This is a genomic window from Sphingobium fontiphilum, from assembly GCF_014196635.1.
Lineage (GTDB): Bacteria > Pseudomonadota > Alphaproteobacteria > Sphingomonadales > Sphingomonadaceae > Sphingobium > Sphingobium fontiphilum.
Genome location: NZ_JACIEB010000002.1, coordinates 48,438 through 70,908 on the forward strand (window position 1 = coordinate 48,438; position 22,471 = coordinate 70,908).

The 22,471-nt window shown below is 65.3% G+C and carries 23 protein-coding genes; 12 read left to right on the forward strand and 11 right to left on the reverse strand.

The genetic code is table 11. From position 1 onward, the window contains the following. Positions 1 to 23: 23 nt before the first annotated feature. Positions 24 to 512, reverse strand: a complete 489-nt coding sequence (locus GGR44_RS04530; RefSeq protein WP_183954293.1) for a vgr related protein — start codon at positions 510 to 512, stop codon at positions 24 to 26. Continuing rightward, a complete protein-coding gene (locus tag GGR44_RS04535; protein WP_183954294.1) occupies positions 509 to 1,027 on the reverse strand; it encodes a copper chaperone PCu(A)C in 519 nt (172 codons plus the stop codon). Before GGR44_RS04535 ends, GGR44_RS04530 begins: the two co-directional genes overlap by 4 nt. Positions 1,028 to 1,203: 176 nt before the next feature. Here GGR44_RS04535 and dnaK point away from each other — a divergent pair, with 176 nt between their 5' ends. The 3 genes from dnaK to GGR44_RS04550 all read left to right on the forward strand — a co-directional run bounded on the left by dnaK (position 1,204) and on the right by GGR44_RS04550 (position 6,533). Beyond that, on the forward strand, positions 1,204 to 3,102 hold the full coding sequence (gene dnaK, locus GGR44_RS04540) for a molecular chaperone DnaK (RefSeq protein WP_183954295.1): 1,899 nt from the start codon (positions 1,204 to 1,206) through the stop codon (positions 3,100 to 3,102). Positions 3,103 to 3,239: 137 nt separating this feature from the next. Further along, the gene (gene dnaJ, locus GGR44_RS04545; protein WP_183954296.1) at positions 3,240 to 4,388 is read left to right on the forward strand and encodes a molecular chaperone DnaJ; all 1,149 of its coding nucleotides are present in this window, start codon (positions 3,240 to 3,242) and stop codon (positions 4,386 to 4,388) included. A gap of 108 nt (positions 4,389 to 4,496) precedes the next feature. Next, positions 4,497 to 6,533 (forward strand): M3 family metallopeptidase, encoded by a 2,037-nt coding sequence (locus GGR44_RS04550; protein ID WP_183954297.1) that lies wholly within the window; start codon positions 4,497 to 4,499, stop codon positions 6,531 to 6,533. 63 nt (positions 6,534 to 6,596) lie between these two features. Here the strand turns inward: GGR44_RS04550 and GGR44_RS04555 are convergent, their stop codons facing one another. After that, positions 6,597 to 7,019, reverse strand: coding sequence for a glycine zipper 2TM domain-containing protein (locus GGR44_RS04555; protein ID WP_183954298.1), 423 nt, complete (start codon positions 7,017 to 7,019; stop codon positions 6,597 to 6,599). A gap of 183 nt (positions 7,020 to 7,202) precedes the next feature. Between GGR44_RS04555 and GGR44_RS04560 the strand changes: the two genes are divergently transcribed. From GGR44_RS04560 to GGR44_RS04570, 3 genes are read left to right on the forward strand one after another with little or no spacing between them, the layout of a single operon-like run. After that, positions 7,203 to 8,195 carry an esterase-like activity of phytase family protein gene (locus GGR44_RS04560; RefSeq protein WP_183954299.1) on the forward strand — a complete coding sequence of 331 codons (993 nt, stop codon included), beginning with the start codon at positions 7,203 to 7,205 and terminating at the stop codon, positions 8,193 to 8,195. A 45-nt stretch (positions 8,196 to 8,240) separates the two neighbouring features. After that, positions 8,241 to 9,236, forward strand: a complete 996-nt coding sequence (gene hemB, locus GGR44_RS04565; RefSeq protein ID WP_183954300.1) for a porphobilinogen synthase — start codon at positions 8,241 to 8,243, stop codon at positions 9,234 to 9,236. A 4-nt stretch (positions 9,237 to 9,240) separates the two neighbouring features. Next, on the forward strand, positions 9,241 to 9,807 hold the full coding sequence (locus tag GGR44_RS04570; RefSeq protein WP_183954301.1) for a gamma carbonic anhydrase family protein: 567 nt from the start codon (positions 9,241 to 9,243) through the stop codon (positions 9,805 to 9,807). 10 nt (positions 9,808 to 9,817) lie between these two features. Here the strand turns inward: GGR44_RS04570 and GGR44_RS04575 are convergent, their stop codons facing one another. After that, positions 9,818 to 10,330, reverse strand: coding sequence for a hypothetical protein (locus tag GGR44_RS04575; RefSeq protein ID WP_183954302.1), 513 nt, complete (start codon positions 10,328 to 10,330; stop codon positions 9,818 to 9,820). 381 nt (positions 10,331 to 10,711) lie between these two features. Between GGR44_RS04575 and rplJ the strand changes: the two genes are divergently transcribed. Next, positions 10,712 to 11,227 carry a 50S ribosomal protein L10 gene (rplJ, locus tag GGR44_RS04580; RefSeq protein WP_183954303.1) on the forward strand — a complete coding sequence of 172 codons (516 nt, stop codon included), beginning with the start codon at positions 10,712 to 10,714 and terminating at the stop codon, positions 11,225 to 11,227. Positions 11,228 to 11,300: 73 nt separating this feature from the next. Beyond that, positions 11,301 to 11,675: a 50S ribosomal protein L7/L12 gene (rplL, locus tag GGR44_RS04585; protein ID WP_183954304.1), complete on the forward strand. Its 375-nt coding sequence runs from the start codon at positions 11,301 to 11,303 to the stop codon at positions 11,673 to 11,675. 410 nt (positions 11,676 to 12,085) lie between these two features. Here rplL and metH read toward each other — a convergent pair whose 3' ends face one another. The 4 genes from metH to GGR44_RS04605 all read right to left on the reverse strand — a co-directional run bounded on the left by metH (position 12,086) and on the right by GGR44_RS04605 (position 17,853). Beyond that, positions 12,086 to 14,686: a methionine synthase gene (gene metH / locus GGR44_RS04590; protein ID WP_183954305.1), complete on the reverse strand. Its 2,601-nt coding sequence runs from the start codon at positions 14,684 to 14,686 to the stop codon at positions 12,086 to 12,088. A 100-nt stretch (positions 14,687 to 14,786) separates the two neighbouring features. Beyond that, the gene (locus GGR44_RS04595; RefSeq protein ID WP_183954824.1) at positions 14,787 to 15,833 is read right to left on the reverse strand and encodes a homocysteine S-methyltransferase family protein; all 1,047 of its coding nucleotides are present in this window, start codon (positions 15,831 to 15,833) and stop codon (positions 14,787 to 14,789) included. A gap of 140 nt (positions 15,834 to 15,973) precedes the next feature. Continuing rightward, entirely contained in the window at positions 15,974 to 16,882 is a 909-nt protein-coding gene (metF, locus tag GGR44_RS04600) for a methylenetetrahydrofolate reductase (RefSeq protein ID WP_183954306.1), read from the reverse strand. Beyond that, positions 16,879 to 17,853 (reverse strand): ArsR/SmtB family transcription factor, encoded by a 975-nt coding sequence (locus tag GGR44_RS04605; RefSeq protein ID WP_183954307.1) that lies wholly within the window; start codon positions 17,851 to 17,853, stop codon positions 16,879 to 16,881. Before GGR44_RS04605 ends, metF begins: the two co-directional genes overlap by 4 nt. A gap of 211 nt (positions 17,854 to 18,064) precedes the next feature. Between GGR44_RS04605 and GGR44_RS04610 the strand changes: the two genes are divergently transcribed. Then, positions 18,065 to 18,271 carry a circumsporozoite protein gene (locus tag GGR44_RS04610; protein ID WP_183954308.1) on the forward strand — a complete coding sequence of 69 codons (207 nt, stop codon included), beginning with the start codon at positions 18,065 to 18,067 and terminating at the stop codon, positions 18,269 to 18,271. A gap of 86 nt (positions 18,272 to 18,357) precedes the next feature. Then, entirely contained in the window at positions 18,358 to 18,594 is a 237-nt protein-coding gene (locus GGR44_RS04615; RefSeq protein ID WP_246344317.1) for a hypothetical protein, read from the forward strand. 46 nt (positions 18,595 to 18,640) lie between these two features. Here GGR44_RS04615 and GGR44_RS04620 read toward each other — a convergent pair whose 3' ends face one another. The 3 genes from GGR44_RS04620 to GGR44_RS04630 are packed head-to-tail and all read right to left on the reverse strand — an operon-like array spanning position 18,641 to position 20,889. Further along, positions 18,641 to 18,817, reverse strand: a complete 177-nt coding sequence (locus GGR44_RS04620) for a YegP family protein (protein ID WP_183954309.1) — start codon at positions 18,815 to 18,817, stop codon at positions 18,641 to 18,643. Between the two features lie 12 nt (positions 18,818 to 18,829). Then, positions 18,830 to 19,933 carry an NAD(P)/FAD-dependent oxidoreductase gene (locus GGR44_RS04625; RefSeq protein WP_183954310.1) on the reverse strand — a complete coding sequence of 368 codons (1,104 nt, stop codon included), beginning with the start codon at positions 19,931 to 19,933 and terminating at the stop codon, positions 18,830 to 18,832. After that, the gene (locus GGR44_RS04630) at positions 19,930 to 20,889 is read right to left on the reverse strand and encodes an alpha/beta fold hydrolase (RefSeq protein ID WP_183954311.1); all 960 of its coding nucleotides are present in this window, start codon (positions 20,887 to 20,889) and stop codon (positions 19,930 to 19,932) included. Before GGR44_RS04630 ends, GGR44_RS04625 begins: the two co-directional genes overlap by 4 nt. 49 nt (positions 20,890 to 20,938) lie before the next feature. Here GGR44_RS04630 and GGR44_RS04635 point away from each other — a divergent pair, with 49 nt between their 5' ends. Continuing rightward, positions 20,939 to 21,412: an A24 family peptidase gene (locus GGR44_RS04635; protein WP_183954312.1), complete on the forward strand. Its 474-nt coding sequence runs from the start codon at positions 20,939 to 20,941 to the stop codon at positions 21,410 to 21,412. Between the two features lie 51 nt (positions 21,413 to 21,463). Then, complete coding sequence (cpaB, locus tag GGR44_RS04640; RefSeq protein ID WP_183954313.1) at positions 21,464 to 22,471, forward strand: Flp pilus assembly protein CpaB; 1,008 nt, start codon at positions 21,464 to 21,466, stop codon at positions 22,469 to 22,471.

The window sequence follows — 22,471 nt, forward strand, 5'->3', positions numbered from 1 at the left end:
AACATCGGGGCCTTTTTTGATGGTCAGGCCATGGGCCGCGCGCAATCTCCGCCCTCGCCAAAGGGCAACAACGCCTCATAGACCGCCAGCGACGGCTTGCCCGCCACCGCATGCCCCCGCCGCAGCATGAAGGCGTGGCGGACGATTTCCGCCTGCTGTTCTATGCCATAGCGTTCGAAGGGCCTGCCCGGTTCAATGTCATAGGCATAGCGGCAAAAGGGGTGGCGCATCAGCGGCAGATACCATCGCCCCTTGCTCTGCGCCTGCCACACATGGGTCATTTCGTGGATGAAAAGCCCCTGCATCTGGCCAGGCGCGGCGCAGAAATCGTCGCAGAACAGGTCGCCTTGCGGATGAAACCATAAATGGCCGTCGGGCGCCATGGCGACGCGGCGCGGGTGGAGCGGCCACCATTTGCGCTGGTGGACGCGCACCCGGCCATAGTCGATCGCCGCGCCGAATATGGAGCGCGCCAACGCCACTTCGGCGCCAGTCAGCGCCCGGGCGGTCAATGGCCCCTATGCCCGGCCATGTTCCCGCTCATGTTCATGGCTTCGTGACCGCTCATGGCCTTGGCCGCCCCTTCGTCCGCTATGGCGTCTTTGGGCTTTTGCACCACGGCGTCGACGATAATCCGGTCGCCGTTGGAAAAGAGGAAGGTCAGCGGCATCTTGCCCTGCTCGACCGCCGCCGGGTTGATCCCCCACAACATGATATGCTTGCCGCCCGGCGCGAAGGTCACGGTGCCCTTGGCGGGCACATCCACGCTGTCGACGGCCTGCATCTTCATCATGCCCCCATCATTGATCGTTTCGTGCATCTCCACCCGCTGCGCCCGGTCGGTCAGCACGCCGCGCAGCGTAACCGGCGCGTCACCGCCATGCACCGTGAAATAACCCGCCGACGGGCTGTCGGCATTGGGGCTGACGCGGATCCACGCCTGGTCGACATAGGTGGGGGCGGGATCGCCGCAGGCAGCCAGCGAAGCAAGGCTGAACAACGCCAGAGCGGGGAAGATTGCGCGCATCGAAGGGGACTCCATCCACTGTCTCAATTCCGGTCGATGTCTAGGTAATGACCGCAGCGTCTTGTGCCAAGGAAAAGCGCGCCTATATCCCTCCTGCAAACCGGCCTTGCCTTGGCGCTTTCGTGAGGTATGGGGCCGCTAACCGCTGAATATGATTTGGGGTTGAAGAGGAAGAAATGGCTAAAGTTATCGGTATTGACCTGGGCACCACCAACAGCTGCGTCGCCGTGATGGACGGCGGCAAGCCCAAGGTGATCGAAAATGCGGAAGGCGCGCGCACCACGCCCTCCATCGTCGCCTTCGCCAAGGATGGCGAACGCCTGATCGGCCAGCCGGCCAAGCGCCAGGCGGTGACCAACGGCGACAACACGATTTTTGCGGTGAAGCGCCTGATCGGCCGCCGCTTCGACGATCCCATGACCCAGAAGGACATGGAACTCGTCCCCTATTCCATCGCCAAGGGCCCGAACGGCGACGCCTGGGTCAAGGCCGGTGGCCAGGATTACAGCCCGTCGCAGATCAGCGCCTTCATTCTTCAGAAGATGAAGGAAACGGCCGAGAGCTATCTGGGCGAAACCGTGACGCAGGCGGTCATCACCGTGCCCGCCTATTTCAACGACGCCCAGCGTCAGGCGACCAAGGACGCCGGCCAGATCGCTGGCCTGGAAGTGCTGCGCATCATCAACGAGCCGACCGCGGCCGCGCTCGCCTATGGCCTGGAAAAGCAGGACGGCAAGACCATCGCGGTCTATGACCTTGGCGGCGGCACCTTCGACATTTCGATCCTGGAGATCGGCGACGGCGTGTTCGAGGTGAAGTCGACCAACGGCGACACCTTCCTGGGCGGCGAGGATTTCGACTCCAAGGTCGTGCAATATCTGGCCGACGGCTTCCAGAAGGAGGAAGGCATTGACCTGACCAAGGACAAGCTCGCCCTTCAGCGCCTGAAGGAAGCGGCCGAAAAGGCGAAGATCGAGCTGTCCTCGGCCCAGTCGACCGAAGTCAACCTGCCCTTCATCACCGCCGACCAGAACGGCCCCAAGCACCTCGTCAAGACCATCACCCGGTCCGATCTGGAACGTCTGGTCGCCGACCTCATCAAGCGCACCATGGAGCCCTGCAAGAAGGCGATGGCCGACGCGGGCGTGACGGCGAGCGACATCAGCGAAGTGGTGCTGGTCGGCGGCATGACCCGCATGCCCAAGGTGCGCGAAGCCGTGAAGGAATTTTTCGGCAAGGAACCGCATACCGGCGTGAACCCGGACGAAGTCGTCGCCATGGGCGCCGCCATTCAGGCGGGCGTGCTGCAGGGCGACGTCAAGGACGTGCTGCTGCTCGACGTGACCCCGCTGTCGCTGGGCATCGAGACGCTGGGCGGCGTGTTCACCCGCATGATCGACCGCAACACCACCATCCCCGCCAAGAAGAGCCAGGTCTATTCGACCGCCGACGACAAGCAGCAGGCGGTGACGATCCGGGTGTTCCAGGGCGAGCGTGAAATGGCGGCCGACAACAAGCTGCTGGGTCAGTTCGACCTGGTCGGCATCCCCCCCGCGCCGCGCGGCGTGCCGCAGATCGAGGTCACGTTCGACATCGACGCCAACGGCATCGTCAACGTGTCCGCGAAGGACAAGGGCACCGGCAAGGAACAGCAGATCAAGATCCAGGCTTCGGGCGGTCTCTCCGACGCCGACATCGACCAGATGGTGAAGGACGCCGAGCGCTTTGCCGAGGAAGACAAGAAGAAGCGCGACGCGGCCGAGGCGAAGAACAACGCCGAAAGCCTGGTCCACACCACCGAACGCCAGCTCGAAGAGCATAAGGACAAGGTGGACGACGCGCTGAAGGGCGAAATCGAAACCGCGATCGCGGCCACCAAGTCGGCCATCGAAAGCGGCGAGCCCGAAGCCATGAAGACCAAGGCGCAGGAACTGGCGAGTGTCGCCATGAAACTGGGCCAGGCCATTTACGAAAAGGAACAGGCCGCCGCGGCTGCTCCGGGCGGCGACGCGCCGAAGGCCGACGACGATGTCGTCGACGCCGAATTTTCGGAAGTGGACGACAACAAGGCGTAAGGACTTCCCTCCCTCTCCCCTGCAGGGGAGAGGGCCGGGGAGAGGGGGAAGAGCAGGGCCATGTCTATGACTGAATTGACGGTCGCGATGGCCCCCTCTCCCAAACCCTCTCCCCTGAAGGGGAGAGGGCTTCTGGCATGACGATCGAAATCGACTATTATTCGCTGCTTGAGGTGGAAAAGACGGCCGACGCCGCCGCCATCAAGAGCGCCTATCGCAAAATGGCGATGAAATATCACCCGGATCGCACCGGGGGCTGCACTGACAGCGAGGCGAAGTTCAAGGCTGTATCCGAAGCCTATGAATGCCTGAAAGACCCGCAGAAGCGCGCGGCCTATGACCGTTATGGCCATGCCGCCTACACCAATGCCCAGTCGGGCGGCGGTGGCGGCGGCGGCTTTCGCGGCGGCCAGGGCGGCTTTTCCGATCTGGGCGACATTTTCGAGACGATATTCGGCCAGTCCGGCTTTGGCGGTGGCGGCGGGCGTCAGGCCCAGCGGCGCGGCGCGGACCTGCGCTACGACCTCGAAATCACGCTCGACGACGCCTATCATGGCAAGCAGACGCAGATCGACATCGAAGTGTCGGCCGCCTGCGACGATTGCGACGGTTCGGGCGCGCAGCCGGGCACCGGGGTCAAGACCTGCGGCACATGCGGCGGCCATGGCCAGGTGCGCGCGCAGCAGGGCTTCTTCGTCGTCGAACGGACTTGCCCGTCCTGCCATGGCGCGGGCCAGGTGATCGAAAGCCCCTGCAAGTCCTGCCGGGGCGAAGGCCGGGTCGACAAGCCCAAGTCATTGTCCGTCACCATTCCGCCGGGCGTGGACGAAGGGACGCGCATCCGCCTGTCGGGCGAGGGCGAATGCGGCGCGCGCGGCGCGCCTGCCGGCGACCTCTACATATTCCTGCATGTGAAGCGCCACACGATCTTCGAACGTGACGGCACCACTTTGTTCTGCCGCGCGCCGATCAGCTTCACGACGGCGGCGCTGGGCGGGATGATCGATGTGCCGGGGCTTGACGGCAAGCGGCATGAGATCCGGATTCCGGCCGGCATCCAGTCGGGCAAGCAGATCCGTCAGCGCGGCATCGGCATGCCGGTGCTCAATGGCCGCGGCCATGGCGACCTGGTCGTGCAGATCGATGTTGAAACGCCGTCGCGCCTGACGGCCAAGCAGCGCGAACTGCTCGAAGCCTTCCGCGAAACCGAAACCGGCGAGGAGTGCCCGCAGTCCAGCGGCTTCTTCAGCAAGATCCGCGAGATGTGGGACGACTTCAAGGATTGAGGCGTCGGGGGCGGCGCGCCGTCCCCCTCCCCGCCAAGCCCCCCCCTTGACGGAGAGGACGGCGCCCCCGACATCGACGGTCCGACCTTTTCACCGGCGCGAGTGACCATGACCGACATCAATCCCCTGCTCGAAGACAGCGACCTGCCCGATTTCGCGGCCATCCGCCCCGACCATGTCGTCCCGGCGGTCGAACAGGCCATTGCCGACCACAAGCGCGCCATCGACGCGATGACGGCTTCGGGGGCGGACAGTTTCGACGCGGTGATGCTGGCCGCCGAACGCGCCGATTTCGCCCTGTCGCGCACATGGTCGCCGGTCGGCCATCTCGCCTCCGTCGCGGATACGCCCGAACTGCGCGCCGCCCATGCCGATGCCCAGGCGAAGCTGACCGCCTATATGATGGAGGCGGGGCAGAATCGCGACCAGCAGCAGGCGGTGGCGCGGGTCGCCGCGCGACCCGATTTTGCGAGCCTGCCCGTGGCGCAGCGGCGCGCGGTCGACCTTGCCTTGCGCGGGTTCCATCTGGCCGGCGTCGCGCTGGAGGGCGAGGCGCGGCAGCGTTTTCTGGAGATCGGCGTCGAACTGGGCCAGCTTTCCACCGCCTTTGGCAACGCCGTGATGGACGCGACCGAGGCGTGGAGCGAACATATCACCGACGAAGCCCTGCTCGACGGCGTGCCGGAGAGCGACCGCGCGATCCTCGCCGCCTATGCCGCTGAAAAGGGGCTGGATGGCTGGCTCGTCGCCCTGCGTCAGCCCAGCGTGCTCGCCATCCTCTACCATGCCCGCAACCGCGACCTGCGCGCGCGCGTCTATCGCGCCAACGCCACCCGCGCATCCGATCAGGCGGACGACATGAGCTTCGACAATAGCGACCGGATCGAAGCGATCATGCGCCTGCGGCATGAGGCGGCGGGCATATTGGGCTTTGCCGACGCCGCCGCCCATTCGCTGGAAACCAAGATGGCGGAGGATGCGGACGAAGCGCTCGCCTTCCTCGCCGACCTGGCGAAGCGGGCGCGGCCGGTGGCCGAGCGCGAACTGGCGGAATCGCGCGCCTTTGCGGCCGACAGGCTTGGCCTAGACGACCTGCAACCCTGGGACGTCAATTTCGTCGGCGAAGCGATGCGGCGCACGCTGCACGGCGTCGACCAGCAGCAAATCAGGCCCTATTTCCCGCTACCGCGCGTGCTGGCGGGGACACAGGCGCTGATCCACAATCTGTTTGGCGTCACCCTGCGCGAACGGACGGGCGTGTCGACATGGCACAGAGACGCGATCTTTTATGACCTGGTCGATGCCGATGGCGCGGTCGTCGCGGGCGTCTATTGCGACCTTTTCGCCCGCGCGGGCAAGCGCGGCGGGGCATGGATGGACGTGTGCCGATCCCGCTTTCGCGATGCAGACCGGCTGCATCGCCCGATCGCTTATCTCACCACCAATTTCGCGCCGCCTGCGGGCGACCAGCCGTCGCTGCTGACGCATGACGATGTCGTCACCCTGTTCCACGAATTCGGCCATGTGCTGCATCATTTGCTGACGCAGGTCGACATTCCCTCCATCGGCGGGATTTCCGGCGTGGAGTGGGACGCGGTGGAACTGCCCAGCCAGTTCATGGAAAATTTCGCCTGGGATCGCGACACGCTGGTGGCGCTGTCGGGCCATGTGGAACATGGCGGCCCCCTGCCCGACGCCCTGTTCGACGCGATGCTGGCCGCGCGGCAGTTCCAGTCGGGCCTTGCCATATTGCGCCAGATCGAGTTCGCCACCTTCGACCTGCGCCTGCACCGCGATTATGACCCGGTCGAAGGCGCGCGGGTCAACCAGATGCTGGCGGAGGTGCGCGCCGCCGTCGCCGTCATCCAGCCGCCCGAATGGAACCGCTTTGCCCATGGTTTCGGCCATATCTTCGCGGGCGGCTATGCGGCGGGCTATTACAGCTATTTGTGGGCGGAACTGCTCTCGGCCGATGCGTTCGAATTGTTCGCCCATGGCGACCTGCCCGGTGGCGGGGCCAGCGCCTTCCGCCGGGAGATTTTGGCGGCGGGCGCGAGCCGCAGCGCGGCCGAGAATTTCGAGGCCTTCGCCGGACGCCCGCCACAGATCGACGCGCTGTTGCGCCTGCGGGGCCTGGCCGCCTGACATGGAAAAGGACCGGTCCCCTATTGGAACCGGCCCTCCCCACGCCCGACGCGATCGGGCTGTTCAGCAGTTGCGGTCGATGGCGCGACCCGCCAGAGCGCCGACGCCCGCGCCGATGATGGCGCCAGCGGTGCCGTCGCCGCGATCATAGCGGCCGCCGCCCTTGGCGATTTCATTGCCCAGCAGGCCGCCGGCGATCGCGCCGATGATGGTGCCGCCTGTGCCATTGTCCCGGCAGCGATAACCGCCGCGATAGCCGCGATAATAGTTGTTGCTGTAGTAACGACCGCCGCCGCGATAATAGCGGTCGCCCCGGTAAACATCGCCGCGATAGCCGCGATAACCCCGGTCGCTCCGATAATAGTCGCCCGCGCGATAATCGCGGTGATAGCCGTCCCGCGCCATGGCAGGGGTGGCGGTTGCGGCCAGCGACGCAACGCCCATGGCCAGCGCCGCGCTCATGTTGATCAGCATCTTCGTCTTCATGGCGTTGCTCCTCACAACTGAAAAAAATCGAAACCCAACTCGACGGACCCTCCATCGATTGATGCCCTTATGATCGATTCGCTTTGAGCCGATGCTGAATGGGGGTGACAGCCGTGGTTCAGTTATCCTGCATTCATCCTTCCGGGCTGTGCTCTCGCCGCAAATGCCCTATCGCGATGACCGATGCGCCGAATCCTCATCATCCTGGCCCTGGCCGTCGCGCTGCTGCCCGCACCCGACAAGCATAAGCCGGCGCCGCTGCGCGCGGGCACATTGCTGGTCGCCATGCGGCCCCTGCCGCTTCATGCGGGCGACCCGGGCCGGACGATGGCGGGCGCCCTGCCCTTTCTGGGCGCGTGGGAACTGACCAGCGATAACCCGGCCTTTGGCGGCCTGTCGGCGTTGCTGGTCGAACCGGGCGACCGGGTGCTGGCATTGAGCGATTCCGGCACGCTGATGGGCTTCAACATGCGCGCCGACGATCAGCGCCGCCCCTTCATCGCCCCCCTGCCGATCAGCCCGGCCGAACGGGACAAGCCATGGTGGTGGTGGGATTCGGAAAGCCTGACCCACGATCCCCAAAGCGGCCGATACTGGGTCGGTTTTGAATTGCAGAACCGTATCTGCCGCTATTCCCCCGGCTTCGCGCGGGTCGAATCCTGCCGCGGCTGGCCGCAAATGGCCGATTGGCCCAAGACCGGGTCGATCGAAAGCCTCGCCCGGCTGTCCGATGGCCGTTTCCTCGCCATCGGTGAAATGGCGATGACGCGCGAAGGCGCGCATCAGGCGCTGCTGTTTCCCGGCGATCCGGCCGATCCGGCGACGGCCGACCCGATCCCGCTCGGCCTTGTTCCGCCACAGGGGTTCCGCCCGACCGATGCGGTGGCGCTGGATGAGCGGCGGCTCCTGATTCTGGGCCGCCGGTTGACGCTGGCGGAGCTGTTCACCGGGGCGGTGGCCATTGTCACCCTGCCCGACCATCCGCGCGCCGGCGACCGCATCGTCGGGCGCACGCTGGCGCGGCTCGCCCCGCCCCTGCTGGCCGACAATTATGAAGGGATCGCCCTGTCGCGCGACCATGCGGGAAGACGCAATCTGTGGATCGTGTCGGACGACAACCATGAATTTTTCCAGCGCACCCTGTTGCTGCGCTTCGCCCTGCCCGACGATCTGTAGACGGGCGCGCTTGATCCTCGCCGGACCGGGGCCTAAACCCCGGCCATGACTCATGCCGCCTATCCCGCGCTTCGCCTGCGTCGCCCCCGCGTTTCGGCCTGGAGCCGGACGCTGCACGCCGAAAACCGCCTGTCGCCCGCCGATCTGATCTGGCCGCTGTTCGTTACCGATGGCGATGGCGTCGAGGAGCCGATCCTGTCGCTGCCGGGCGTGTCGCGCTGGTCGGTGGACCTGATGACGTCGCGTGCGAAAGAGGCGCGGGACGCGGGCATACCCTGCCTCGCCCTCTTCCCCAACACCCAGCCCGACCGCCGCAGCGATGACGGAACGGAGGCGCTCAATCCCGACAATCTGATGTGCCGGGCGATCCGCGCGATCAAGGATGCCGTGCCCGACATCGGCATCCTGACCGATGTGGCGCTAGACCCCTATACCGCCCATGGGCAGGACGGGCTGCTCGATGAAAATGGCTATGTCGTCAACGACGCCACCATCGACATGCTGATCGGCCAGTCGCTCAATCAGGCGGCGGCGGGCGCGGACATCATCGCGCCCAGCGACATGATGGACGGCCGGGTCGGCGCGATCCGCGAGGCGCTGGAGGAAACCGGCCACGCCAATGTCCAGATCATGGCCTATTCCGCCAAATATGCCAGCGCCTTCTATGGCCCCTTCCGCGACGCCGTCGGTTCGCGCGGGCTGCTCAAGGGCGACAAGAAAAATTACCAGATGGACCCGGCCAACAGCGACGAGGCGCTGCGCGAAGTGGCGCTCGACATCGCCGAGGGCGCGGACAGCGTGATGGTGAAGCCGGGACTGCCCTATCTCGACATCGTCGCGCGGGTGAAGGCCGCCTTCAACATCCCCGTCTTCGCCTATCAGGTGTCGGGCGAATATGCGATGATCGAGGCGGCGGCATCGGTCGGCGCGGGCGACCGCGACGCGCTGGTCCTGGAAACGCTGATGGCGTTCAAGCGCGCGGGCTGTTCCGGCGTCCTGACCTATCACGCGCTGCACGCCGCGCGCCTTCTGGGAGCCTGACGCCATGGCGCGATTTCCCGATGTTTCCATCATCCCGTTCAAGGGCAAGACCCCGGTCATCCACGAAACCGCCTTCGTCGCGCCCGGATGCCGCCTGATCGGCGACGTGGAGATCGGACCAGGCGCCAGCATCTGGTATAATTGCGTGATCCGCGCCGACGTGAACCAGATCCGCATCGGCGCGCGCAGCAATGTGCAGGACGGCACGGTCATTCATTGCGACAGCCCGGACGAGGAAAATCCCGGCGGCTTCCCGACCCTGATCGGAGAGGATGTGCTGATCGGCCATATGGCGATGATCCATGGCTGCACGCTCAAGGACCGCGCCTTTGTAGGCCTCGGCGCCATCGTGATGGACGGTTGCATGGTGGAGAGCGATGCGATGATCGCGGCGGGCGCGCTGCTGTCCCCCGGCAAGACCGTGCCCGCCCGCCAGCTATGGGCGGGACGTCCGGCAAAGTTTATGCGTGAACTGAGCGACGCCGCCGTCGCCCGGCTGCGCGGCGGCGCTGAACGCTATGTCGGCTATGCCGCCCAGCACAAGGCGGCGGTGGAGGCGGAACTGGGCTGATAACGCCCCGTCAGGGTTGAGCGAGGCGGGCCTTCAGCGCGTCGATCCGGTCATTCTGGCTATCGACGATGGCAAGGGCGGCGGCCCGCGCGCTGTCTATCTCCGCCGCGCCGCCCGAAGCCCTGCCTTCTGCAATGGCGGACAGGCGATCGACATAGAGGACGTCCAGGCTGGCGAGCGCCGACACGCTGTCGTTGCGGGCGGATTCGAGCGCGCTGACCGCCTGTTGCGCGCTGACCCACGCTTCGCTGGATATGACCGAACCCGACGCCGCGCGGGCCAGCCTTTCCGCCCCGGCATAGCGGCCGTCAAAGGCATCGCGGCCAGACTGCGCCTGCGCGGTCAACCGGGCCAGTTCCGCCGCCAATGCGCTGTCGGCAGGAGCCGGAACGGCGGGCGCGGATGGGCTGGCCGTCGGCGCGCCTTCCACCGCGCGCTTGGCGAGCGAGGGATAATTGCCGGGCGCACCCGCGCAACCGGACAGCAACAGGGCGAGCGAAGGCAGGATGCGCGAACGGATCATAACGATCCTGCATCTAGGGCGGCGCGGCGAGCGGCGCAATGGCGCGCGCGCAACTTCGCCGGCAAACATCCCGCACGCCATGCAAAGGGGGTGACATGCCGGGCGCGGTCGTGTAAAGGCGCGCCACCGGACCCATGACGGGTCCACCGTCCGAGACAGTTGGTGAAGGGTATATGCCCTTCTTAATGCCCAGCCTAGACGGGGAAAAGTTCTTTGCCGGCAGGGCTTTGGCCCATTGCCGGGTCTGCCCTTCCTCTTTGGAACGGGCCAGTCGACCGCCTTCCCCTTCGGACCAATGCCCCGTGGCGCGGCAGCAATGCCGATTCGCGGGTTTCAGTCGCATGGCGGGATTGTCTCGCCATGCTTGTATGGGAGTATGGCATGGATCGTAATCAGAAAGCTGAGGTCGTTTCCGCGCTGAACGCAGAGCTGGGCCAGGTCGGCGTCGTCGTTGTGACGCGCAACCTGGGCATGACCGTCGCACAGTCGACCGTCCTGCGCCAGAAGATGCGGGAAGCGGGCGCGTCCTACAAGGTTACGAAGAACCGCCTCGCCAAGATCGCCCTGGATGGCACCGACTATACCGGCCTCAGCGACCTGCTGACCGGCCCCGTCGGCCTCGCCACTTCGGTCGATCCGGTCGCCGCCGCCAAGGTTGCGATCGATTTCGCGAAGACCAACGACAAGATCGAGATCGTTGGCGGCGCGATGGGCACCATGCTGCTCGACGCGGAGGGCGTGAAGGCCCTGGCGTCGATGCCGTCGCTGGATGAACTGCGCGCAAAGCTCGTCGGCCTTATCGTGGCCCCGGCGACCAAGCTCGCAACCGTCACCCAGGCTCCGGCTGCGCAGCTGGCGCGGGTCTTCAACGCATATGCGGAGAAGGAAGCGGCCTGACCGGCCCGGTTCCGACCTTAAATTTCATTGCAACATCACGGGTCATTGAACGACCCCCGAAGGGAAAAACATCATGGCAGACATCAACGCACTGGTCGACCAGCTCTCGGCCCTCACCGTCCTCGAAGCTGCTGAGCTGTCGAAGGCTCTGGAAGAAAAGTGGGGCGTTTCGGCCGCCGCCGCCGTCGCCGTCGCTGGCCCGGCCGCTGCCGCCCCCGCCGCCGCTGTTGAAGAACAGACCGAATTCGACGTCATCCTGACCGGCGACGGCGGCAAGAAGATCAACGTCATCAAGGAAGTCCGCGCCATCACCGGCCTTGGCCTCACCGAAGCCAAGACCCTGGTGGAATCGGCTCCCAAGGCGATCAAGGAAGGCGTCAGCAAGGACGAAGCCGAGAAGGTCAAGAAGCAGCTTGAAGAAGCCGGCGCGACCGTCGAACTCAAGTAAGGCTTTTCATGGCCTGGCCCCGGCGTCAGCCGGTGGCCGCGAAAAAGAGGGTGGCGTCTGCGGGCGCCGCCCTTTTTTGTTGCGCCGGGGGGGGCGCCAGCGATCCGTCAGATATTCGCCTCCAGCAGGGCGATTTCGGCGGTCAGCGCAAGGATTTCGGCGCGGATGGCGGCGATCCAGCTTTCCCGTTCATTGCGTTCCCGCAGCGGGATTTTCGCCTTAGACAAGCGCTATGCCGCTACCCTGATGACCGCAATCTTCGATTTGCAAGCTATGAAGGCACCGACCGATCAGCATCCACAAGTCGGGGCTTTGGCCGCACGATGGATACTGAAACAAGTTCAGCATGACAGTGGAAGGGTGGCGGCCGGGCTGTTCGCTGGCCTCCTCCGCTGAGGGAAAGGCGCCCCTCAATCCAGATTCGGCCGCAGATATCGCTCCGCCGTCTCCAGATCGATGCCGCGCCGCGCCGCATAATCCTCCAACTGGTCGCGGCCCACGCGCGCGACGCCGAAATATTCGGCCTGCGGGTGGCCGAAATAAAAGCCGCTGACCGCCGCCGTCGGCAGCATGGCGAAACTTTCGGTCAGCGAAATGCCGGTCGCATGATGCGCGTCGAGCATGTCGAACAATATCGGCTTCAGGCTGTGTTCCGGGCAGGCGGGATAGCCGGGCGCGGGGCGGATGCCGCGATATTGTTCCTTGATGAGCGCTTCGTTGGTGAGCTGCTCGCCCTCCGCATAGCCCCATAGCGCGGTGCGGACATAATGGTGCAGCCGCTCGGCAAAGGCTTCGGCCAGGCGGTCGGCCAGCGCTTTCAGCAAAATATCCGAATAATCGTCGATCGCCGCCTTGAACCGGGCCAGATGCGGCTCGATGCCGTGGATCGACACGGCGAACCCGCCCATCCAGTCGCCATCATGGCTGATGAAGTCGGCGAGGCACATATTGGCCCGCCCTTCCCGCTTGCTGATCTGCTGGCGCAGCATCGGCAGCCGGACATGCTTTTCATCCTCGACATGGACGATGATGTCGTCCCCCTCCCGCCGGCAGGGCCACAAGCCCGCGACGCCCCGCGCCGTCAGCCATTTTTCGCTGACGATCCGGTCCAGCATCTTCTGCGCGTCGGCGAACAGGCTCTTCGCGCTTTCGCCGACCACCGCATCCTCCAGGATTGCGGGATAATTGCCCGCCAGCTCCCATGCGCGGAAGAAGGGCGTCCAGTCGATATAGTGGACCAGATCCTTCAAATCCCAGTCGGGGAAGCTGTGCACGCCGGGCAGCAGCGGCCGGGGCGCCTTCAGGCTCTCGTCGATCTCGAACGCATTGGCGCGCGCATCCTCTATGCTGACCAGCGCGCTCTGCCCCTTGTTGGCGCGGGCCACGCGGACATGTTCATAATCGTCCTTGGTCTTGCGGACGAAATCATCCTTCTGCGTTTCCGAAACCAGCGCGGTGGCGACCCCCACGGCGCGGCTGGCGTCCAGCACATGGACGACCGGGCCGGTAAAGGCCGGGTCGATGCGCAGCGCGGTGTGGACCTTCGACGTGGTCGCCCCGCCGATGAGGAGCGGCATGGTCATGTTGGCGCGCTGCATTTCGGCGGCGACGGTCACCATCTCGTCAAGGCTGGGGGTGATGAGGCCGGACAGGCCGATCATGTCGGCCTCATTCTCGTTCGCGGCCTTGATGATGTCCTGCCAGGGCACCATGACGCCCATGTCGATGACTTCAAAGCCGTTGCACTGGAGCACGACGCCGACGATGTTCTTGCCGATGTCGTGGACGTCGCCCTTGACAGTCGCCATGATGATCTTGCCCTTGCCCTTGGCGCCGGGCTCCTTCGCCGCTTCGATATAGGGCAGAAGATGGGCGACCGCCTTCTTCATCACGCGGGCGGATTTCACCACCTGGGGCAGGAACATCTTGCCCGCGCCGAACAGGTCGCCGACCACGTTCATGCCGTCCATCAGCGGGCCTTCGATCACCTCGATCGGCTTGTCGGCGGCGAGGCGCGCTTCCTCCGTATCCTCCACCACATACATGTCGATGCCCTTGACCAGCGCATGTTCCAGGCGCCTGGCCACCGGCCAGCCGCGCCATTCCTGCGCGGCTTTCTCGGACGCGGCGTCCTTGCCCTTGTAGCTTTCGGCGAGCGCGACGAGCCGGTCGCCCGCTTCCGGATCGGTGTTGAGCAGCACATCCTCGCACGCCTTGCGCAGCGCCGGGTCGATGGCGTCATAGACGTCGAGCTGGCCCGCGTTGACGATGGCCATGTCCATGCCCGCCGGGATGGCGTGATACAGGAACACGCTGTGCATCGCGCGGCGCACCGGCTCATTGCCGCGGAAGGAGAAGGAGAAGTTGGAAAGCCCGCCCGAAATATGGACATGCGGGCAGCGCGCCTTGATCTCCCGGCACGCCTCGATGAAGTCCATGCCGTAATTATTATGCTCCTCGATCCCCGTCGCGACGGCGAAGATATTGGGATCGAAGATGATGTCCTCGGGCGGAAAGCCGATGGACAGCAGCAGCTTGTAGGCGCGCTCGCAGATTTCGACCTTGCGGTCTTTCGTGTCCGCCTGCCCCGTCTCGTCAAACGCCATGACGACCACCGCCGCGCCATAGGCCATGCACTTGCGGGCATGTTCCAGGAAGATCGCTTCGCCTTCCTTCATGCTGATGGAGTTGACCACCGGCTTGCCGGATACGCATTTCAGCCCCGCCTCGATCACCTCCCATTTGGAGCTGTCGATCATCACCGGCACGCGGCTGATGTCCGGCTCGGCGGTCATCAGCTTGAGGAAGGTCGTCATCGCCTCGACCGCGTCGAGCAGCCCCTCGTCCATGTTGACGTCGACGATCTGCGCGCCATTCTCCACCTGATCGCGCGCGATGTCGATGGCGGCGGCATAGTCGCCCGCCATGATCAGCTTCTTGAACTTGGCCGATCCGGTGACGTTGGTGCGTTCGCCGATGTTGACGAAGGTGGCGGTGGTCTGGGTGGTCATTGTCTAGCTCGTCACCCCAGCGAAGGCTGGGGTCTCCCCGTGTTGAAGTGCGCCCCAAGAGGCGCGAGATCCCGGCCTGCGCCGGGATGACGGTGTATTCTTACGCCGCGATATGCATAGGTTCCAGGCCCGCGAGCCGCGTCACCACCGGCAATTCCGGCACCTGCCGCGGCTTGTGCCCGGCCAGCGCCTTCGCCACCGCGCCGATATGCGCGGGCGTCGTGCCGCAGCAGCCGCCGACCGCGTTGACCAGCCCTTCATCGACCCAGTCGCGGATCAGCTGCGCCGTGGTTTCCGGCAACTCGTCATATTGCCCCAGTTCATTGGGCAGGCCCGCATTGGGATAGGCGAGGATCAGCGTGTCGGCGTTCTTCGACAGGTCGGACAGATAGGGCCGCAGCAAATCCGCGCCAAAGGCGCAGTTCACCCCGATGGTCAGCGGCTTCAAATGCCGGAGCGAATACCAGAAGGCGTTGATCGTGTGACCCGACAGGTTGCGGCCCGACATGTCGGTGATGGTGAAGCTGAGCATCAGCGGCACAGGCCGCCCCACCGCAGCTTCCGCCTCGCGCGCGGCCATGCCCGCCGCCTTGGCGTTGAGGGTATCGAAGCAGGTTTCGACCAGCAGGAAATCGACCCCGCCTTCGATCAGCGCGTCGCACTGTTCGCGATAATCGGCCTTGAGCGTGTCGTAATCGACCTCGCGATAGGCCGGGTCGTTGACGTCGGGCGAGATCGACAGCGTCTTGTTCGTCGGCCCGATCGACCCGGCGACGAAACGGCGGCGGCCATCCCTTGCCGTCGCCGCATCACAAGCCTTGCGGGCGATATGGGCGGCCGCGACGTTCAATTCCCGCACCAGATGTTCGCAGCCATAATCGGCCATGGCGATCTTCGTGGAACTGAAGGTGTTGGTTTCGATCATGTCCGCCCCGGCGTCCAGATAGGCGGTGTGGATCGCCTCCACGATATCCGGGCGCGTCAGGCACAGAAGGTCGTTATTGCCCTTCTGGTCCTTTTCGAGCGGCAGGTCGCCGCGATAATCCGCCTCGGTCAGGCCATATTTCTGGATCGACGTGCCATAGCCGCCGTCGAAGATCAGGATCTTCTCGGCCGCCAGGGCGCGAAATTCTTGTTCGGCGCTCATCATCAAAACTCCGTCTATCCGACAAAATCCGTTCGTCCAGAGCAGGAGACTGAGCTTGTCGAAGGCTCCGTATCGAGGATCCTTCGATACGCCATTTCGACTTCGCTCAATGGCTACTCAGGACGAACGGGAAACAAAAGTCACGCCGCAACCTCGGCCTGTGCTTTCGGGCGCAGCCCCAGCATATGGCAAATGGCATAGCTCAGCTCCGCCCGGTTGAGCGTGTAGAAATGCAGGTCGCGGACCCCGCCCGCATAAAGCTTGCGGCACAATTCCGCCGCCAGCGTGGCGGACACCAGTTGCCGCGCGGCCGGATGATCGTCCAGCCCGTCGAACAGGCGGCCCATCCAGTTGGGAACGCTGGTGTTGCACATCGCCGACATGCGCTGGACCGCCGCGAAATTGCTGACCGGCATGATGCCGGGGATGATTTCCGCATCGATCCCGGCGGCGGCCGCCGTGTCGCGAAAGCGGAAGAAGCAATCGGGTTCGAAGAAGAATTGCGTGATCGCGCGGGTCGCCCCGGCGTCGAGCTTGCGCTTCAAATTGTCGATGTCGCTCTGCGCGCTCGCCGCTTCCGGGTGGATTTCGGGATAGGCGGCGACGGAAATTTCGAACGGGTGCCGCTTCGCCAGCCCCTGGACCAGGTCGGCTGCGCCCTGATAGCCTTGGGGATGCGGCTGGAACCGCTCGCCCGCCTGCGGCGGATCGCCGCGCAATGCGACGATATGGCGCACTCCCGCCTCCCAATAGGCGTCGGCGACGGCGGCAATCTCGTCCTTGCTGGCGGCAACGCAGGTCAGGTGCGCGGCGGCGGCCAGCGGCGTTTCGCGCGCGATGCGGGCGACCGTGTTGTGCGTCCGCTCCCGCGTGGAGCCGCCCGCGCCATAGGTGACGGAGACGAACTGCGGCGCCAGCGGCGTCAGCGTGCCGATGGCGGACCAGAGCTGCTCCTCCATCTTCTCCGTCTTGGGCGGAAAAAATTCAAAGCTCACCCGGATGTCGCCGGCCAGATCGGCGAACCATGGCGCCTCGTTGGATTGGGTCATGTCACTCGTCGTCCTTCGATCGGCGGAACCTGCGCCGATGCGCGGCGGCGGCCCAGCCATAATTTCACCGTCAATTCCTGCCCCGGCAGCGAATCCGTCCGCTCCAGGTCCAGCCCGGCCGCGTCGAACCAGCGTTCAATCTGGTCGTCGGCAAAGCCGAGCCGGGCGTGCTGGTCCCGCGTCCGCAATTCCTCGCGCTGATGCGGCGCGAAATCGGCGATCAGCACACGCCCGCCGCCGCCGCACACCCGCGCCGCCTCCGCGATCACCGCTTCCGGCGCCGGCGCATAATGGAGCACCTGATGCAAGACAACCGTGTCGGCGCTCTCCTCCGCCAGCGGCAAGGCCATGAAATCGCCCATCACCAGCGCATATTTGTCGCCGGCATCCGCGGGCAGCTTGGCCCGCGCCAGCCGCAGCATGTCCGGGCTGCGATCAATGGCGGTCACCTGATCGGCCTGCGGCCCGAACAGTTCGATCATGCGCCCGGTGCCGGTGCCGATGTCGAGCAGCCGCCCTACGGGTTGTCCGCCCAGAATCGCCCCCATGCGCGCTTCGACATCGGCTTCGGCGACATGCAGCGACCGGATGGCGTCCCATTGTTCGGCATATTGCGCGAAATAGGCCTCGGCCGCGCGCGAACGGTCGTTGCGCACCGCCGCCAGCCGGGCAAGGTCCGCCCGCTGCCACAAATCCTCATTTTCCGAAGGGGGCAAGCGGTCGAACATATCGAGCAGCGCCGCCGCCGCATCGCTGCGAGCGATCCGCAGGAAAACCCAGTTTCCTTCCTTGCGCCGATCGACCAGCCCAGCTTCGGCCAGAATGCGCACATGGCGGGAAACGCGCGGCTGGCTCTGCCCCACCACCACCGCGATTTCCCCGACCGCCAGCTCCATGGCGCGCAACAGACAGACGATGCGCAGCCGCGTCGGGTCCGCCAGGGCCCGGAAAATATCCAGCATCGCGCTCATGGCCCGCTTATATAAAGAAATCTTTATATACGTCAAGACGCCTGCCTGACGGGCTTATTCTCAACCATCCGTCTCAGGAATTCATGTTCCATGCAGGAATGGGATTGCCTTGATCGGGCCGAAGCATTACGAATCAGCGTGCAGGCGCAAATGGGGGTGAAACTTTCTCCGAGAGTTGTCTGCACATGTTTATTCTCAGAGAGGGGTTTCCATGACCAAGACGATCGCTCTTTCGTTCGTACTCGCCGCTTCGCTCGGCCTGGCCGCTTGCACCGGCGGTGCTGAAAACAACACGACCAACAACGCTGTCAACGCCGTCGAAAACGCCGCTGAAAACGCGATGAACGCTGCCGAAAACGCCGGCAACGCTGCTGAAAACGCCGCCAACGTGGCGAACAACGCCGCCAACGCGATGTAATTTCGCCGTTTTCGGACGAAGGAAAGAGGTCGCTCCGGCATGGAGCGGCCTTTTTTCTTGCCCGCAAACGGTTTAGAAAAACGCCTATGAACAGCTATTCGCCCTTCGTTCCGCGCATCGCGGCCATGCTGCTCCTGTCTCTGGCCAGCGCCTGCGGGTCGGGCGGCAATGATGGCGTGGGCGGGGTCAGCGCCTCCGAAGCCGAGGCGCTGAACGCCGCCGCCGCCAGGCTGGATGCACAACAGGGGTCGGCGGAAAAGCCCAGAACACAGCTCAACCCCGCCGCAACGCGCGCGGCGGCGGCCAAACAGTCGCCCCACTGACCGGTCGACACCCCGCGCCGGACGGCGCAGGGCCGTCATCTAAAAGCTATTCGACTTCCTCGACTGGGGCGGTCGGGCCATTCTTCAGAATGGATTCGATGGCGTTGCGCGCGTTGGCGCGGCTCGAATAACCTTCCGTCCAGAAAATCACTTCGCTATTATATTTGAACTTGGCGACAAACTCGCCAGCCTTGTTCTTTTCGATCACGAATTTGTGCGCCATCCCTGAACTCCCCTATCGAAACCGCGCCGGAGAATAGGGCGTGGCATCAATGCTGGCAATCGTTTCGGACACGGCTCGACCATCAATCAGCGATGCGGCCAGCATGGCGGCGGCGGGCGCTGTCTGTATGCCAAAGCCGCCCTGCCCCGCGAACCAGAAGAAGCCGGGTTCATCCGGCTCAAAACCATAAACGGGCGCGCGATCAGGCGCAAAACTGCGCAATCCCGCCCAGCGATGCTCCAGCGCCGCAACGGTCCAGTCGACCGCCCCCGCAAACCGATCCATGGCCACCGCCACGGCCATTTCCTCGGCCGCGACATCGCCCGGCTCGCAATAGTCCTCGTCATGGGGGGTCAGCCACAGCCGCCCCGCGCCCTCGGGCTTGAAATAAAATTGCCCGCGCATGTCCATGACCAGCGGCAGATCGGGCGAAGGCAGGCCCGGCACCCGCAACTGCACCATGGTCCGCCGCAACGGCATGATGCCGACCGGCGCAACGCCGCAGGCCGCCGCGACCCGATCCGCCCAGGCCCCAGCGGCGTTCACGATCATGGCGGCGCTTATCGCGCCGGCGTCGCTCTCGACCTCCCAGCCGCCCGCCACCCGCCGCGCCGAACGCAGCGCGGTCGCCAGCCGCACCTCGCCCCCCCGCCGCCGGAACTGGCGCAGATAGGCATGATGCAGGGCCGCCACGTCGATATCCTGACAGCTTCGCTCCAACAGGCCGATGGTCCATTCCGGCCGCAACCCCGGCACCAGGGCCGCGGGATCGACGGGCGTCAGCTCCACCCGGTCGCCAAAGGTCGCGATCATGGCGTCGCGCTGATCCGCGTCGCCCACCCGCCCGATATGCAGCGTGCCGCGCGGCGACAGAAAGGATGCTTCAGCAAAATCGGGCGCAGGATGGGCCAGCAACGGCCCGGAAGCGGTGGTCAGCGGCTGGACCAGCGGCCCGCCATAGCTTTCCTCCCAAAAGGCGGCGGAACGGCCGGTCGCGTGATAACCGGCGCGATCCTCCATCTCCAGGATCACCACCTTCGCCCGCTCCGCCAGCGCCGCGCCCAGGCTGGCGCCCGCCATGCCGCCGCCCACGATGATGATGTCCGCCCTCGTCATGGCGCGCGTTCATCGAGGAAAGAGTCGATCCGGGCAAGAGCGTCGAGCCGTACCCAATCCCATTCGCGCAAGATTTCATGCGCCGATTCCGGCCCATAAACATGCAACCGGGCGTCAGGCAGGCGCGCCGCCGCCGCGCAAATGGCGTCGGTGCGCACCAGCTTGTCCCGCCGCGCCGCCAGCAGCAGCAGGGGCGTCGCCACATTTTCCAGCACACCGGGCCGTTCGAGCGCCGCCATGGAGGCAAAGGCCTGCTCCACCCATCGCCAGCTTGGCGGCCCCAACGCGATGGCGGGGTCATGCGCCCGCCACCAGAGTTCATCGGCATAGCGCGCAGGGTCATGGGTCAGGCGCTGTTCCCGCATTCGCCGCTGATGGGCCGATTCTTCCCGCTGCGTCCACGCCTGCCGCTTGGCGAGCCCGACCGCACAGGCCAGCCGCGCCAACGCCCAGGCCCCACGCGCGGGCAGCGGCGCACTGTGCACGCCCAGCATCGGCGCGACCAGCACCGCCGCATCGGGCGCGACCCGCCGCTCCGCCAGCGCCCGCAAAAGCAGGTGGCCGCCCATAGAGTGGCCGATCATCGCCCTTGGCGCGGGTCCGGCATCCCTCTCCCATGCCTGCGCTATCCCGCCAAGGTCATCCAGCCACTGGCTGAAATCCTCGATATGGCCGGTCAAGGGATCGGCGGCCAGTCGTCCCGATCCGCCCTGCCCCCGCCAGTCGAAGCTGGTGACGGCCCAGCCCAGCCCCGCCCAATGGACGATCACCTCCAGGAATTTCTCGATCATGTCGCCACGCCCGCCCATGACCAGCATATGCCCTCGCGCGCCGGACCCCAGCCGATAGCGCCGCAACGGCCATCCGTCGGCGGCGCTAAACTGGTCCACGCGGCCGCCGTCTGGCCAGGATCGACGGTCCCATTCGGGCGCCGGGGGATAGGGCCGGGAATCCATGGCCGCATGGTTACGCTTTGGTAAGCCATTAGGTCTAGAGCCGTGCGACATGACGGGGGAATATTTCAGATATGGGCTGATGGCCCTTCTTGCGGCGCTGCTGATCATGGCGGCGATCACCGATCTGCGTTCCCGCATCATTTCCAACCGGCTCAACATCGCCATCGCGCTGCTCGCGCCGCTTTACTGGCTGACCTATGGCCTTGCGCCATGGCCGGACATGGCGGTGCAACTGCTGCTGGGCGCGGGCGTGTTCGGGCTGTTTTCGATCCTGTTCGCCTTTGGCTGGATGGGCGGCGGCGATGTGAAACTGCTTGCCGCGCTGGCGCTGTGGTTCCCCTGGCAGGGGATGGTCAGCCTGCTGGTGCTGATGGCGGTGCTGGGCGGCGTGGTGACGCTGGCCACGGTCATCCACCACCGCGCGACCCGGCGTCTGGGCCAGCCCGAAATACCCTATGGCGTCGCCATAGCATTGGCGGCGCTGTGGTTGGTTGGCGAACCATATCTTAACCATTTTGCGTGATGAGTGCGGGTCGGGGATTGAGATACCCGCTTCAGGGAGGCGAACGTCGTCATGGATGCTAAGAAAATCGTGCTGTTGTTGGGGGCGCTGGTCATCGCCGTGACCACAGCGTTACTGGCCCGCAACATGTTCAGCTCGTCGAGCGCGCCGCAGGTGAACGCCGCGTCCATGCCGGAGGCGGACCTGCCCCATGTGCTGGTCGCGACCAAGGCGCTGCCGGTCGGCACCATCCTTGACGCGGAAAGCTTCCGCTTTCAGCCCTGGCCCAAGGAACTGATCGAACAGGTCTATTACCTCAAGGGTCAGGCCGATCCCGCCAAGCTGGCGGGCAGCGTCGTTCGCAACGCGATCACCGCCGGCCAGCCGCTGACGCAGGGCGCCCTCATCAAGCCGGGCGATCGCGGCTTCCTGGCCGCCGCTCTCGGGCCGGGCATGCGCGCCATCACCGTGCCGGTTTCGGCGCAAAGCTCCGTCGCGGGCTTCATCTTCCCCGGCGACCGCGTCGACCTGGTGCTCACCCAGTCGGTGTCGGGCGGCGGCGACGGCGAACCGCTGAAGGTGTCCGAAACCATCCTGCGCAACCTGCGCGTGCTGGCCACCGACCAGCGCACCGATGCGATGGGCGCCGATGGCAAGCCGGAAGTCCGCACCTATTCCAACGTCACCGTCGAAGTGACGCCCAAGATCGCCGAAAAGGTCGCCGTCGCGCAGACCATCGGCACCCTCTCGCTCTCGCTGCGCTCCATCGCCGACAATGCGTCGGACCTGGATGCCGCGATTGCCGGCGGCAGCATCAACCTGCCCGACGGCGCCAATCCGGCGAACGAAAAGCAGATCATCGCCAAGCTGGCGGCCGCTCCGGTCGAGCGTGGCAGCACCTATTCGACGGGCGCCGACGTGTCGCGCTACCAGCGCAGCTCGGTTCCGGCCAAGCCCATCACGGCCGTTCTGCCGGCCGGTGGCGCTCCGGCGGGCGCCGCGTCCGTCGCCTATCAGGGACCAGTGATCCGCGTCGCACGCGGCACCAACGTGACCGTTGTTCCGGTCGGGGGTAAGTAA

Coding starts and splice junctions, on each gene's coding strand:
- rplJ (WP_183954303.1), top strand. CDS start 10,712: ATGGATCGTAATCAGAAAGCTGAGGTCGTTTCCGCGCTGAACGCAGAG.
- GGR44_RS04570 (WP_183954301.1), top strand. CDS start 9,241: ATGGCGCGATTTCCCGATGTTTCCATCATCCCGTTCAAGGGCAAGACC.
- GGR44_RS04625 (WP_183954310.1), bottom strand. CDS start 19,933: ATGACGAGGGCGGACATCATCATCGTGGGCGGCGGCATGGCGGGCGCC.
- dnaK (WP_183954295.1), top strand. CDS start 1,204: ATGGCTAAAGTTATCGGTATTGACCTGGGCACCACCAACAGCTGCGTC.
- GGR44_RS04560 (WP_183954299.1), top strand. CDS start 7,203: ATGCGCCGAATCCTCATCATCCTGGCCCTGGCCGTCGCGCTGCTGCCC.
- dnaJ (WP_183954296.1), top strand. CDS start 3,240: ATGACGATCGAAATCGACTATTATTCGCTGCTTGAGGTGGAAAAGACG.
- GGR44_RS04595 (WP_183954824.1), bottom strand. CDS start 15,833: ATGAGCGCCGAACAAGAATTTCGCGCCCTGGCGGCCGAGAAGATCCTG.
- GGR44_RS04575 (WP_183954302.1), bottom strand. CDS start 10,330: ATGATCCGTTCGCGCATCCTGCCTTCGCTCGCCCTGTTGCTGTCCGGT.
- hemB (WP_183954300.1), top strand. CDS start 8,241: ATGACTCATGCCGCCTATCCCGCGCTTCGCCTGCGTCGCCCCCGCGTT.
- GGR44_RS04620 (WP_183954309.1), bottom strand. CDS start 18,817: ATGGCGCACAAATTCGTGATCGAAAAGAACAAGGCTGGCGAGTTTGTC.
- GGR44_RS04550 (WP_183954297.1), top strand. CDS start 4,497: ATGACCGACATCAATCCCCTGCTCGAAGACAGCGACCTGCCCGATTTC.
- GGR44_RS04615 (WP_246344317.1), top strand. CDS start 18,358: ATGAACAGCTATTCGCCCTTCGTTCCGCGCATCGCGGCCATGCTGCTC.
- GGR44_RS04555 (WP_183954298.1), bottom strand. CDS start 7,019: ATGAAGACGAAGATGCTGATCAACATGAGCGCGGCGCTGGCCATGGGC.
- rplL (WP_183954304.1), top strand. CDS start 11,301: ATGGCAGACATCAACGCACTGGTCGACCAGCTCTCGGCCCTCACCGTC.
- cpaB (WP_183954313.1), top strand. CDS start 21,464: ATGGATGCTAAGAAAATCGTGCTGTTGTTGGGGGCGCTGGTCATCGCC.
- metH (WP_183954305.1), bottom strand. CDS start 14,686: ATGACCACCCAGACCACCGCCACCTTCGTCAACATCGGCGAACGCACC.
- GGR44_RS04635 (WP_183954312.1), top strand. CDS start 20,939: ATGACGGGGGAATATTTCAGATATGGGCTGATGGCCCTTCTTGCGGCG.
- GGR44_RS04610 (WP_183954308.1), top strand. CDS start 18,065: ATGACCAAGACGATCGCTCTTTCGTTCGTACTCGCCGCTTCGCTCGGC.
- metF (WP_183954306.1), bottom strand. CDS start 16,882: ATGACCCAATCCAACGAGGCGCCATGGTTCGCCGATCTGGCCGGCGAC.
- GGR44_RS04605 (WP_183954307.1), bottom strand. CDS start 17,853: ATGAGCGCGATGCTGGATATTTTCCGGGCCCTGGCGGACCCGACGCGG.
- GGR44_RS04630 (WP_183954311.1), bottom strand. CDS start 20,889: ATGGATTCCCGGCCCTATCCCCCGGCGCCCGAATGGGACCGTCGATCC.
- GGR44_RS04535 (WP_183954294.1), bottom strand. CDS start 1,027: ATGCGCGCAATCTTCCCCGCTCTGGCGTTGTTCAGCCTTGCTTCGCTG.